We start from the raw sequence: 12,986 nt of genomic DNA, 5'->3' as shown, positions 1-12,986 counted from the left end.
ATGCCCGATTACGACTGGAACATCCCTTTGCCCCTGCGCTTCGGTCAAGCCGAAACCCCGCAGATGAGTCTGACCAGAGCCCTGCCCGGCGAGCCGCAGCGCACTGTCTTCGAAGCCTATATCCAGCAACGTTTCCGCAAGGCCCACGGTGCCGATATCCGCCATTTCATGCCGGAGCTGTTCGGCCTGCGCAACGCCGCCGACGAGCTCTGCGCAGTGGCCGGCGTGCGGCGGGCGAATGAAGAGCCGCTGTTTCTGGAACGTTACCTGGACGAATCCATCGACCCGCTGATCAGCGCCGCCGCTGATCGACCGGTGGATCGCGCCGGCATCGTCGAGGTGGGCAACCTGGCCGCCAGCGACACCGGCAGTGCGCGCCTGAGCATCATCGCTATCACCTACCTGCTGGCCATGGGCGGCCTGGAATGGGTGGCGTTCACCGGCAATATCGGCCTGGTGAACAGCTTTCATCGCCTCGGTCTGAAACCGGTCACGCTTTGCGCCGCCGACCCGGCTCGGCTGGGCGACGACCTTCAGCACTGGGGCAGTTATTACGAAAGCAAGCCCTGGGTGCACGTCGGCAACATCCGCGCCGGGTTCATTCACTTGCGCAACATCGGGATGTTCAATCGCCTGGGGTTGCCGTCGTCCATCGAGGACTCCAGCCATGTCGCCTGAAGTCGAGCGTTTCGAACAGACCCTGCGCAGCCATGCCGAACGCAAGGCCAACGGCGTCGCCCTGTGGGGTGATCAGTTGAAACTGGATTACGCCACGCTTTACGCACAAGTGATCTATCGCCGACAACGTTTGCGGGTTGAAAACGTCAAGGTCGTGGCACTGGCGCTGGACAACGGCGTCGAGGCCATCCTCTGGGACCTCGCCGCGCTGTTCGAAGGCGTAACCTGCCTGACGCTCCCGCCCTTTTTCAGCGCGGCTCAACGCCGTCATTGCCTGGAACAAAGCCAGGCTGAACGGGTAGTCGCCGAGCCGGCACTGGACACCGAACTGCAAGCAGCCGGGTACGAGAAAACCGGCGAGTTCTGGCGCCGCAGCTTCAATGGTCCGCAACGATTGCCCGATGGCACGGCCAAGCTGACCTTCACCTCGGGCACCACCGGCACACCCAAAGGCGTGTGCTTGAGTGGCGAAGCGATTCTGCGAGTCGCCCGCGAACTCGATCAGGCCAGCAAACCGACTGATCCGCAGCATCATCTGGCGCTGCTGCCCCTGGCGATCCTGCTGGAAAATATCGGCTGTTACGCCGCGCTGTATGCCGGCGCAACCTTGAGTGTACCCAGCCAAAAAGCCCTGGGCATCCAGGGCGCCAGTGGCGTCGATGTGCCGCAATTGCTCGGTTGCCTGGCCAGCCGTGCGCCCGAGAGCCTGATTCTGGTGCCGCAGTTGCTGCTGATGCTGGTCAGCGCCGCCGAGCAAAAGGCCTTTAACCCGCAATCACTGCGATTTGCCGCTGTCGGCGGTGCGCGGGTTGCCGAAGAGCTGCTGCACAGGGCGCAACGGGTCGGCATTCCGGTCTACGAGGGTTATGGGCTCTCGGAATGCGCGTCAGTGGTGTGCCTCAACCGCCCCGGAGCGCGCCGCCCCGGCAGTGTCGGCCGGCCCCTGCCCCACGTGGAGATTCGCCTGGCCGAGGACGGTGAAGTGCTGATCAAGGGCTCGACCCTGCTCGGGTATCTGGGGGATGTGCCCCACGCTGAAGAGTGGTGGCCCAGTGGCGATCTCGGCGAGTTCGACCCCGAAGGTTTTCTCTACCTCAAGGGGCGCAAGAAACATCAATTCGTCACCAGTTTCGGGCGCAACGTGAACCCCGAGTGGGTCGAAGCCGAACTGACCCAGCGCCGCCATATCGCCCAGGCCTTCGTCTATGGCGAAGCGATGCCCAGCAACCACGCACTGCTCTGGCCGCATCGCCCGGATTGCTCCGACGAGCAACTGGCGGATGCCGTGGCCGAAGCGAACGAAGCCTTGCCCGATTACGCCCAGGTCCAACACTGGTCCCGCCTGACTCAACCTTTTACCCCCGCCAATGGCTTGCTCACCGCCAATGGCCGTCCGCGCCGGGATGCCATCGTCGAGCGCTACCGGGCGCAGCTCACTGAATCCGCTTTTCCGGAGGAATCCGCATCATGAATTTTTTCGACACGCTGCAAGAAGCCACGCAGGCAGAACGCATCGAGCTGTTCAACCTGCCGATCATCCGCGATGCCCTCGAAGGCAAGGTCAGCCTTGAGAGCTACCGCGCCTTCCTGGCCCAGGCCTACTACCACGTGCGCCATACCGTGCCGTTGATGATGGCTTGCGGCGCGCGTCTGCCTTCGCGCCTGGAATGGTTGCGCAAAGCGGTCTGCGAGTACATCGAAGACGAATACGGTCACGAGCAATGGGTGCTCGATGACATCGCGGCCTGCGGCGGTGACAAGGATGCGGTCCGCAACGGGCGTCCGTCCCTGCCGATCGAATTGATGGTCAGTTTTCTCTACGACCTGATTGCCCGGGACAACCCCGTGGGCCTGTTCGGCATGGTCAATGTGCTGGAAGGCACCAGCATTGCCCTGGCGACCCACGCGGCGGGCAGCATTCGCGAGCGCCTGGAGTTGCCGGAAAGCGCCTTCAGCTACTTGAGTTCCCACGGTTCGCTGGACGTGGAGCACATGCAGACTTACCGCCGACTGATGAACACCCTTGAGGACCCGGCCGACCAGGCGGCGGTCATTCACGCTTCGAAAGTGGTGTACCGACTGTATACCGACATGTTTCGTGGTTTGCCGCGTGACGGGGAGAACCTGCATGCGCCTATCTGAGGCTCGGGTGATTTTGACCGGTGCCAGTGGCGGCATCGGCCTGGCCATCGCCAGCGCCCTGTGCGCCAGCGGTGCGCGGATATTGGCGGTGGCCCGGCATCGCGAAGTGCTGGAACCGTTACTGGCGCGCTATCCGCAGCACCTGGCCTGGGTCGCGGCCGACCTGACGTTTCTCGCCGATCGCCGCAAGGTCCTGGCCGCCGCCGAGGCCATCGGCGGCATCAACCTGTTGATCAACGCCGCCGGAGTCAACCACTTCGCCATGTTGGAACAGCTCGACGACAGTGAAATCAACGCCATGCTCGCGGTGAACATCAGCGCACCGATCTGCCTGACCAAGCTGCTGTTGCCGCTGCTCAAGCAAGCCGACAGCGCGATGGTGGTGAACGTCGGCTCGACCTATGGCTCCATCGGCTATGCCGGTTACGCCAGCTATTGCGCGACCAAATTCGCCCTGCGCGGATTCTCCGAAGCGCTGCGCCGGGAACTGGCGGACACCCGGGTCGGCGTGCTCTACGTCGCCCCCCGCGCCACCCGCACGACGATGAACAGCCCGGCAGCCCAGGCCTTGAACGATGCGCTGAAAGCCAATGTCGATGACCCGCAAACCGTCGCTTCGGCAGTCATGCACGCGATTGCCGGTGACCGTCGCGACCTGTACCTGGGCTGGCCCGAGCGTTTTTTCGTGCGCCTCAACAGCTTGCTGCCCACCTTGGTGGATAAGGGCCTGCGCAAGCAGTTGCCGCTGATCCGCCGCTTCAGCCAGAAACCCGACAACGAGAACCTCAAGCCATGAAAAAAATCATCGCCTGCCTGCTGCTGGGAACCTTGAGCCAAAGCGTCTGGGCCCTGGATCCCGCCGATCAGCAACGCCTCATCGGTATTCAACAAAACTGGGGGCATATCCAGTACGAAGTACCGGCCGAGCAACGCACCGCAGCCTTCGAAAAACTCGCCGCCCAGACTTCGGCGTTCACCCAGGAACGCCCGGCGGTGGCCGAAGCCTGGATCTGGTCCGGGATCGTCACCAGCAGTTGGGCCGGCGCCCAGGGCGGACTCGGTGCACTGGGAAAAGCGAAAGCGGCGAAGGCCGACCTGGAAAAAGCCCTGGCCCTGGACCCCAAGGCGTTGCAAGGTTCGGCCTACACCAGCCTCGCGGCGCTGTATGACCGCGTGCCGGGCTGGCCAATCGGTTTCGGCGACTCGGACAAGGCCGAGCAACTGCTCAAACAAGCCTTGCAACTGAACCCGACGGGCATCGATAGTCTGTACTTCTGGGGCGATCACCTCTACCGTCAAAAACGCTACGGTGAAGCCAAAGAGGCGCTGCAAAAAGCCCTCCAGGCCGCCCCGCGCCCTGGCCGGGAAACCGCCGATGCAGGCCGACGCAAAGAGATCGATGCCTTGCTGGTGGACGTCAATAAAAAACTCAACTGACAGGAGTCCGCGTGCGCTTATTACTGATCGAGGATGACGTGGCCCTCGGCGAGGGCATCCATCAGGCCCTGGGCCGCGAGGGCTACACCGTTGACTGGTTGCAGGACGGCAGTAGCGCCTTGCATGCGCTGCTCAGCGAAACCTTCGATCTGGCAGTGCTCGATCTAGGCCTGCCGCGCATGGACGGCCTCGAAGTGCTACGCCGCCTGCGCGACAGCGGTTCCAACCTGCCGGTGCTGATCCTCACCGCCCGGGATGCCACCGAAGACCGTATCGCCGGGCTGGATGCCGGGGCTGATGATTACCTGATCAAGCCCTTCGACCTGGCCGAGTTGAAAGCGCGCTTGCGCGCCCTGCTGCGACGCAGTGCCGGCCGCGCTCAGGTGCTGATTGAACATGCTGGCATCAGCCTCAACCCTGGCACCCAGCAAGTCAGCTATCAGGGCGAACCGGTGGCCCTGACGCCCAAGGAATATCAGCTGCTGCATGAATTGCTCTCGCCACCGGGCCGGGTCATGACCCGCGATCACTTGATGCAGTTGCTCTACGGCTGGAACGAGGAAGCGGAAAGCAACACCCTGGAAGTGCACATCCATCACCTGCGCAAGAAATTCTCCAGCAACCTGATCCGCACCATTCGCGGCGTCGGGTATCTGGTGGAGGAGCGCCGATGAACTCGATCAGGCGTCGCACCCTGACGCTGATCATCGGTCTGTTGCTCGCGGGCCTGGCGGTGATCAGCGTGCTCAACCTGCACGACAGCAATCACGAAATCGCCGAGGTCTACGACGCCCAGCTGGCGCAGAACGCCCGCCTGCTACAGGGAGTCATGCGCATGCCGCTGGCCAGTAAGGAACGCGCCGAGTTGTACCAGGCCTTCAACAAAGCCTTGGGTGAAGCGGAGCCGAGGGTCGATGGCCATCCCTATGAAACCAAGATTGCCTTTCAAGTCTGGAATCAACAGGGCGAAGTCCTGGTGCACACCGCGAGCGCGCCGTCCTTCAAGACGCCGCCCTCGACTCCAGGCTTCAGCGATGTGGAGGATCTGAGCGGGCGTCACTGGCGCGCCTTCGTGCTGGAGGACAAACAGAGCGCATTGCTGATTTGGGTGGGTGAACGGGACGACGTGCGTTCGGACCTGGTGGATCGCATCCTGCGCCATACCCTAGGGCCCAATGTGCTGGGCAGCCTGATCCTGGCGCTGCTGGTCTGGCTGGCCATCGGCTGGGGGCTCAAGCCGCTGGCGGACATGGCTGCCACCCTGCGGGCGCGGCACAGCGGTTCCCTGGAGCCGCTGCAACTGGCACCACTGCCCAGCGAACTGGAACCGATGCAGGCAGCGCTCAATCGCATGCTTGCACAAATCCAGGAACTGCTGGGCCGCGAGCGGCGTTTTATCGCCGACGCCGCCCACGAAATGCGCACACCCCTGGCGGTATTGCGGGTGCATGCGCAAAACCTGCTGGAGGCTGGCACCGAACAGGAACGCCGCGACTCCTTGGCTTATCTGATCGCCGGTGTCGATCGCACCAGCCGCCTGGTAAACCAACTGCTGACCATGGCCCGCCTCGAACCCAAAGCTGTGGCGCCCGTGCTGCACAGCATCGACCTGGCCGAAACCGTTCGCGACAGCCTGGTCGAGCTGACGCCCTGGCTGCTGAGCAAGAACCTCGAGCTGGCGTTCGACGTCAACGACCGGCCGTTCAACATCGTCGCTGATGCCGCCGCAATCGACATCGCCCTGAACAACCTGATCAGCAACGCGGCAAATTTCTCCCCCGAGCACGGTGTGATCACTGTGCAGCTCAGTCAGTCGGACGGGTTCTATTCACTGAGTGTCGAGGATCAGGGTCCGGGCATCGACGAAGAGAACCGCGGGCGATTGTTCGAACGCTTTTACAGTCGAGGGAACGCAAATGGCGCCGGGCTGGGACTGACCATCGTCAACACCATTGCGACCCGGCTTGGAGGACGGATCACGTTGATCAACCGACCTGAAGGTGGGCTGCGCGCAACCCTGTCGATTCCCGATGGCCAGCCACACACCCCGTTACAGCGAACCACCCGGGAACCACCACCCGACAGTTGAAGCGGCGTATCAAGGCCTGACGCCTTCGCGAGCAGGGGATTTGTGTCGGCTAAAAATTCTGCAAACAACACCGAAGCAATGTGGGAGCGGGCTTGCTCGCGAAGACGTCTGCAGAGACAACATCCATGTAACGGTATACCGCCTAAAGAAGCCTCACTTTTTTGCGCTCGCCAAATAATGCGCCACCAACGCATTCGCATGGCCATGCCCCATCCCATGCTCATCTTTCAGCCACGCCACCATTTCCATATGCTTCTTCCCGCTCACAGTTTCGAGCAACCCCAGCCAGTGGGTAACTGGCTGGCCGTACTTTTTCTCGATTGACGGAAAGTACGACGCAGGGCCTTTCACTTTTGTATCTTCGGTCATGCTGCAAGCTCCCTTTATCGCGACGGAGTGTCGGATAACGCTCCTTGTCGGCATGAAATAGAGTGGACGCCAAGTGGTGTTCCGGCAAATCCCCTCCTATGCCCTCACGCTTCCGGATTGAAACGCGACCCCCTGTAGGAGCTGTCGAAGGCTGCGATCTTTTGGTGTCTGTGATGATGCCGCAGGATCAAGATCAAAAGATCGCAGCCTCGTTTCACTCGACAGCTCCTACGGAGTTCATACAAGGGGATCGGTGCGCCGGTCAGGTTGGGCCCAGCAGCAAATCCTGCTCGCGCTCACACAACTCCACCACGTAATCCCACAACACCCGCAACCGCACCGACTTGTGCAATTCCCGCCGTGTGCTGATCCAGTAGCTGCGCTGAATGCTCTCCTCCGGCAACAACGGCACCAATTGCGGATCATTAGCAGCCATGTAACACGGCAACACCGCGATCCCCAGCCCCGAGCGCGCGGCCTGTTGCTGGGCGATGACGCTGGTGCTGTGGAACACGACTTGGGGGTTGCGGCAGAAGCTGTTGAGGAACATCAGTTCCTGGCTGAACAGCAAATCATCGACGTAGCCGATCCACGCGTGGCGGCCGAGATCTTCGCGGCTGTTGAGCGGTGGCGCCTTGTCGAGGTAGGCCTGGCTGGCGTAGAGCGCCAGGCGATAGTCGGTGAGTTTGCGCGTGACCAGCATGTCGGCGGCCGGGCGTTCGAGGTGGATGCTGATTTCGGCTTCGCGGTTGAGGATGCTGACGAAACGCGGCACGGCGACCAGTTCCACTTCCAGGCCGGGATAGCGTTCGAACAGGCCGCTCATGCGGCTGGCGAGGAACATGATGCCCAGGCCTTCGGTGACGCCGACGCGGATTTTGCCCAGAGGCGCGGTGGATTGGGTGATTTCTTCCTGGGCCAGCAGCGCGACGTTTTCCATCGCTTCGGCGTGTTTGAGCAGCGCCTCGCCGGCCGGGGTCAGTTGGTAGCCTTGGGCGTGCTGGACGAACAGCGCGGTGCCGAGGCTTTTTTCGATGGCCTCGATGTGCCGGGCGACGGTGGCGTGGGTGGTGTTCAAGCGCCGGGCGGCGGTGAGCAAGCGGCCGCTGCGTTGCAATTCGAGAAAAAATCGCAGGTCATTCCAATCGAACATCAGGCTTCCTTAGGGCTAAGCTGTCTGAAAACGCACAGCGGCTGCGCAAAAACTAACATTCTTTATACGAAAGCTAACAACTAGGATGAAGCCCAACAACAAAAACAATACGAGGTAAGGGATGCAGACCTCCCTGGATGAATTCGATTACATCGTGGTCGGCGCCGGGCCGGCCGGGTGTTTGCTGGCCAATCGATTGTCGGCCAACCCGCAACACCGAGTGCTCTTGCTGGAAGCTGGCGGGCGCGATAACTATCCGTGGATTCATATCCCCGTGGGTTACCTGTTCTGCATCGGTAACCCGCGCACCGATTGGTGCTTCAAGACCGAAGCGCAAACCGGTCTGCAAGGCCGAACGCTGAGCTACCCACGAGGCAAAGTCCTCGGCGGCTGTTCCTCGATCAACGGCATGATCTACATGCGCGGCCAGGCCGGTGATTACGACGGCTGGGCGGCGGACGGCAATCCGGGCTGGTCCTGGAAAGATGTATTTCCGCTATTCAAACAAAGCGAAAACCACTTTGCCGGCGACTCGGAATTTCACGGTGCCGCCGGGGAATGGCGTGTCGAGCGTCAGCGGCTGTCCTGGCCGATTCTGGATGCGTTTCGCTGCGCCGCCGAACAAAGCGGTATCGCCAGCATCGATGACTTTAACCAAGGCAACAACGAAGGTTGCGGTTACTTTCAGGTGAATCAGAAGGCCGGGATTCGCTGGAACGCGGCCAAGGCGTTTCTCAAGCCGATCCGTCATCGCGCCAATCTCACGGTTTTGACTGAAGTTGAAGTGGACCGTGTGTTGCTGGAAAACGGTCGCGCTTCGGCGGTCCTCACCCGTTGGCAAGGTCAGGCGAAAACTTTCAAGGCACGCAAGGAAATCGTGCTGTGCGCCGGCTCGGTGGGTTCGCCGAGCATCCTGCAACGCTCCGGGGTCGGCCCGCGCCCGCTGCTACAACGCCTGGGGATTGGCGTAGTGCATGAGCTGCCGGGGGTTGGCGGCAACCTGCAGGATCACCTGCAATTGCGGCTGATCTACAAACTGGAAAACGCTCGCACACTCAATCAAATCGCCGGCACGGTGTGGGGCAAGATGGGCATGGGATTGCGTTATCTGTATGACCGCAGCGGGCCGTTGTCCATGGCGCCGAGTCAGTTAGGCGCGTTTGCGCGGTCCGGGCCGGAGCAGGCTTCGGCGAATCTTGAATACCATGTGCAGCCGTTGTCGCTGGAGCGTTTTGGCGAGCCGTTGCACCCCTTCCCAGCGTTCACGGCGTCGGTGTGTGATCTTCGGCCGCAGAGCCGTGGGCGAGTTGAAATTCGCAGCGCCGATCCACAGGAAGCCCCGCTGATTCAGCCTAATTACCTGAGCCATCCCGAGGATTTGCGGGTGGCGGCGGATGCCATTCGCCTGACCCGACGCATTGTTGCTGCGCCGGCATTGGCGGCGTTCAAACCGGTGGAGTATTTGCCGGGTGACAGTTTGCAGAGTGAAGAAGAACTGCACGAAGCGGCTGCGCGGATTGGCACGACGATTTTCCATCCGGTGGGCACTTGCCGGATGGGCAATGATGCGGACGCGGTGGTGGATGCGCAGCTTAACGTGCATGGCATTCCGGGGCTGCGCATTGCCGATGCCTCGATCATGCCGCGTATTACCTCGGGCAACACGTGTTCGCCTACGCTGATGATTGCCGAGAAGGCTGCGCAGTTGATGCTCAACCCTACGGCACACATCACCCCTGTGGGAGCGGGCTTGCTCGCGAAGGCGCCCGGTCAGTCAACGGAAAGGTTGACTGACACACCGCTTTCGCGAGCAAGCCCGCTCCCACAAGGGAATTGCATCTGATTCACGGACACGCAACACCAGTGGAACAACAAAAACAATCACTGTGAGGGATACCGATATGTCAGAACACGTTCAGCCCCTGGAAGCCACGCGCAGCGCGGGCGTCAGCAGCGGCACCAAGAAAGTCATCTTCGCCTCGTCCCTGGGGACGGTGTTCGAGTGGTATGACTTTTTCCTCTATGGCGCCCTCGCGGCGGTGATCAGCAAGCAGTTCTTTGCCGGGGTCAACGACACCACCGCGTTTATCTTCGCGTTGATGGCATTTGCCGCCGGCTTCATCGTGCGGCCGTTCGGTGCGCTGGTGTTCGGTCGGTTGGGGGACATGATCGGGCGCAAGTACACCTTCCTCGCGACCATTGTTCTGATGGGTCTCGCAACGTTCTGTGTCGGTTTGCTGCCGACCTACGCCAGCATCGGCATCGCCGCGCCGATCATTCTCGTGGTGTTGCGCATGCTCCAGGGCCTGGCCCTCGGTGGCGAGTACGGCGGCGCCGCGACCTACGTGGCAGAACACGCGCCGATGGGCAAACGCGGTTTCCACACCAGCTGGATTCAGTCCACCGCCACCCTCGGGTTGCTGTTGTCGTTGCTGGTGGTGCTCGGTTGCCGCTACTTCACCGGCGACCAGTTTGAAGTCTGGGGCTGGCGCATTCCGTTTCTGTTTTCCATCGTGCTGCTGGGCATTTCGACCTGGATTCGCTTGAGCCTGCACGAGTCGCCGGCCTTCGTGAAAATGAAAGAGGAAGGCAAGCTCTGCAAGCAGCCACTGCGCGATTCCTTCGGCAAATGGGAAAACCTCAAAGTCGTGTTGATCGCCCTGTTCAGCATCAACGCCGGGCAAGCGGTGACCTTCTACGCCGCGCAGTTCTACGTGCTGTTCTTCCTCACCCAGTTCCTGAAAATGGACCCGGCGCTGGCGAATAGTTTGCTGATCGTCAGCGTGATTATCGGTGCGCCGTTCTTTATCTTTTTCGGCTGGCTGTCGGACAAGGTCGGGCGCAAACCGGTGCTGATGATCGGCCTGCTGCTGGCCACCGCGCTGTACTTCCCGATCTTCAAGAGCCTGGCTCACTACGCCAACCCGGCCGTGGATCAGGCCAGCCAACAGGCGCCGATCACCGTGCTGGCCGACCCAGCCACCTGCACCTTCCAGTTCGACCCGGTGGGCAAGGCGAAATTTGATAGCCCGTGCGACAAGGTCAAGACCTTCCTGGTCAAGCAGGGCTTGCCTTACACCAGCGCCGCAGCCCCGGCAGGCGCGGCTGTGCAGGTCAGTGTCGGCGACGTGAAAATCGATGGTTACGACGAGTCGGCCCTGCGCGGCGCGATCACTTTGGCGGGTTATCCGTCGCAGGCTGATACCCAGTTGATCAACAAACCGATGATCGTCGCGCTGATCGTGGCGCTGATCATCATTTCCGCCATGTGCTACGGCCCGCTGGCCGCGCTGATGGTCGAACTGTTCCCGACGCGCATCAGATACACCTCGATGTCCCTGCCCTACCACATCGGCAACGGCTGGTTCGGCGGGTTCCTGCCGACGGTGTCGTTTGCGTTGGTGGTGTACACCGGGGACATCTTTTATGGGCTGTGGTACCCGGTGGTGATTACCGGGGTGAGTCTGATTGTGGGGTTGATCTGTTTGCGCGAAACGAAGAACGTGGATCTGGATAAAAACTGACAGCGCGGCAAATGCCTGATCTGTAGCAGCTGCCGAGGCACGAGGCTGCGTTCGGCTCATGTAGCAGCTGCCGAGGTACGAGGCTGCGTTCGGCTGCGCAGCAGTCGTAAAACCCGAGCACTCGGTATTCCTGAAACACCGCGGTGTTTGATTTCACGACTGCTTCGCAGCCGAACGCAGCCTCGTACCTCGACAGCTGCTACATGAGCCGAACGCAGCCTCGTGCCTCGGCAGCTGCTACATGAACCGAGCGCAACCTCGGCAGCTGCTACAGGTCATCGCAACAGGTTAAGCTCGATGAACACTTCAGCCCCGCCACTCCACAGACCGAGGCACCATGATCATTTCATCTGCATCCGACTATCGCGAGGCGGCACGTCGCAAACTTCCCCGATTTCTGTTCGATTACATTGATGGCGGCGCGTATGCCGAGCATACGTTGCGGGCCAACAGTGCCGACCTGACCGGCATCAGCCTGCGTCAGCGCATTCTGAAAAACGTCGAAACCCTGAGCCTCGAAACCACCCTTTTCGATCAACCGCTGTCGATGCCGATCATTCTGGCGCCGGTAGGCTTGACGGGCATGTTCGCCCGGCGTGGTGAAGTGCAGGCGGTGAAAGCAGCGGAGAACAAAGGCATTCCGCTGTGCCTGTCCACGGTGTCGGTATGCTCAATCGAGGAGGTCACGGCCCACAGCCAGCAATCGATCTGGTTTCAGCTGTATGTGCTGAAAGACCGTGGCTTCATGAAAAACGCCCTGGAGCGCGCGAAGGCCGCCGGGGTGAAGAACCTGGTGTTTACCGTGGACATGCCCACCCCTGGCGCTCGATACCGGGATGCGCACTCGGGCATGTCCGGCCCGTTCGCTTCGTCGCGGCGGATGCTTCAGGCAATGACCAAACCCGATTGGGCGTTCAACGTTGGCTTGATGGGACGGCCGCACGATCTGGGCAATATCTCGAAGTACCTGGGCAAAGCCGTCACCCTCGAAGACTACATGGGCTGGCTGGCCAACAACTTCGACCCGTCGATCAGCTGGAGCGATCTGGAGTGGATTCGTGAGTTCTGGAAAGGCCCGATGATCATCAAAGGCATTCTCGACCCGCAGGATGCCAAGGATGCGGTGAGTTTTGGCGCAGACGGCATCGTGGTGTCGAACCACGGTGGGCGGCAGCTGGATGGCGTGCTGTCGACGACCAAGGCGTTGCCGCCGATCATGCAGGCCGTGGGCAATGATCTGACGGTGCTGGTGGATTCGGGAATTCGCTCGGGGCTCGATGTGGTGCGGATGCTGGCGCTGGGGGCGAAAGGCGTGCTGTTGGGGCGGTCAATGGCTTATGCGCTGGCGGCCGATGGTCAGCGTGGGGTGGAAAACATGTTGGATATATTCGCCAAGGAAATGCGCGTGGCCATGACGTTGACCGGGGTGACGTCGATTGGGCAGATTGATGAATCGACCTTAGTGGCCGCGCTTCGCTAAATTGAGCAAGCCTTGAGGCGAGGAAGCTTGCCCCGATGCCAGTCAGTCAAGTCACAGAACCTGTGGGAGCGAGCTTGCTCGCGATAGCGCACTGGCAGACGACACATGCGCTAA

Annotated in this window: 12 protein-coding genes; 10 read left to right on the top strand and 2 right to left on the bottom strand. The window is 61.2% G+C overall.

The genetic code is table 11. The features are described from left to right. The 7 genes from NK667_RS08640 to NK667_RS08610 are packed head-to-tail and all read left to right on the top strand — an operon-like array spanning position 1 to position 6,346. A complete protein-coding gene (locus NK667_RS08640; RefSeq protein WP_054052863.1) occupies positions 1–678 on the top strand; it encodes a thermostable hemolysin in 678 nt (225 codons plus the stop codon). Further along, positions 668–2,149 carry an AMP-binding protein gene (locus tag NK667_RS08635; RefSeq protein ID WP_054614384.1) on the top strand — a complete coding sequence of 494 codons (1,482 nt, stop codon included), beginning with the start codon at positions 668–670 and terminating at the stop codon, positions 2,147–2,149. The genes NK667_RS08640 and NK667_RS08635 overlap by 11 nt, the downstream gene beginning before the upstream one ends. Next, entirely contained in the window at positions 2,146–2,820 is a 675-nt protein-coding gene (locus NK667_RS08630) for an iron-containing redox enzyme family protein (RefSeq protein WP_054614383.1), read from the top strand. The genes NK667_RS08635 and NK667_RS08630 overlap by 4 nt, the downstream gene beginning before the upstream one ends. Continuing rightward, positions 2,807–3,616 (top strand): SDR family oxidoreductase, encoded by an 810-nt coding sequence (locus NK667_RS08625; protein WP_054614382.1) that lies wholly within the window; start codon positions 2,807–2,809, stop codon positions 3,614–3,616. The genes NK667_RS08630 and NK667_RS08625 overlap by 14 nt, the downstream gene beginning before the upstream one ends. Beyond that, a complete protein-coding gene (locus tag NK667_RS08620) occupies positions 3,613–4,257 on the top strand; it encodes a tetratricopeptide repeat protein (protein ID WP_054052871.1) in 645 nt (214 codons plus the stop codon). The genes NK667_RS08625 and NK667_RS08620 overlap by 4 nt, the downstream gene beginning before the upstream one ends. A gap of 11 nt (positions 4,258–4,268) precedes the next feature. Further along, on the top strand, positions 4,269–4,931 hold the full coding sequence (locus tag NK667_RS08615; protein WP_054052872.1) for a response regulator: 663 nt from the start codon (positions 4,269–4,271) through the stop codon (positions 4,929–4,931). Further along, positions 4,928–6,346 (top strand): sensor histidine kinase, encoded by a 1,419-nt coding sequence (locus NK667_RS08610; RefSeq protein WP_054052874.1) that lies wholly within the window; start codon positions 4,928–4,930, stop codon positions 6,344–6,346. Before NK667_RS08615 ends, NK667_RS08610 begins: the two co-directional genes overlap by 4 nt. Positions 6,347–6,499: 153 nt before the next feature. Here the strand turns inward: NK667_RS08610 and NK667_RS08605 are convergent, their stop codons facing one another. Then, positions 6,500–6,715 carry a DUF4287 domain-containing protein gene (locus NK667_RS08605; RefSeq protein ID WP_054052876.1) on the bottom strand — a complete coding sequence of 72 codons (216 nt, stop codon included), beginning with the start codon at positions 6,713–6,715 and terminating at the stop codon, positions 6,500–6,502. A gap of 262 nt (positions 6,716–6,977) precedes the next feature. Beyond that, positions 6,978–7,868 carry a LysR family transcriptional regulator gene (locus NK667_RS08600; protein ID WP_054614381.1) on the bottom strand — a complete coding sequence of 297 codons (891 nt, stop codon included), beginning with the start codon at positions 7,866–7,868 and terminating at the stop codon, positions 6,978–6,980. A gap of 121 nt (positions 7,869–7,989) precedes the next feature. Between NK667_RS08600 and NK667_RS08595 the strand changes: the two genes are divergently transcribed. From NK667_RS08595 to lldD, 3 genes are all read left to right on the top strand, one after another. Further along, positions 7,990–9,711: a GMC family oxidoreductase gene (locus NK667_RS08595; RefSeq protein ID WP_236708569.1), complete on the top strand. Its 1,722-nt coding sequence runs from the start codon at positions 7,990–7,992 to the stop codon at positions 9,709–9,711. Positions 9,712–9,769: 58 nt separating this feature from the next. Then, on the top strand, positions 9,770–11,392 hold the full coding sequence (locus tag NK667_RS08590; RefSeq protein ID WP_054614380.1) for an MFS transporter: 1,623 nt from the start codon (positions 9,770–9,772) through the stop codon (positions 11,390–11,392). 337 nt (positions 11,393–11,729) lie between these two features. Continuing rightward, on the top strand, positions 11,730–12,872 hold the full coding sequence (gene lldD / locus NK667_RS08585) for an FMN-dependent L-lactate dehydrogenase LldD (RefSeq protein ID WP_054614379.1): 1,143 nt from the start codon (positions 11,730–11,732) through the stop codon (positions 12,870–12,872). Positions 12,873–12,986: the final 114 nt, after the last annotated feature.

It is taken from the genome of Pseudomonas nunensis (assembly GCF_024296925.1).
Taxonomy (GTDB): Bacteria; Pseudomonadota; Gammaproteobacteria; order Pseudomonadales; family Pseudomonadaceae; genus Aquipseudomonas; species Aquipseudomonas nunensis.
This window is presented reverse-complemented; position numbering and strand designations above follow the sequence as displayed.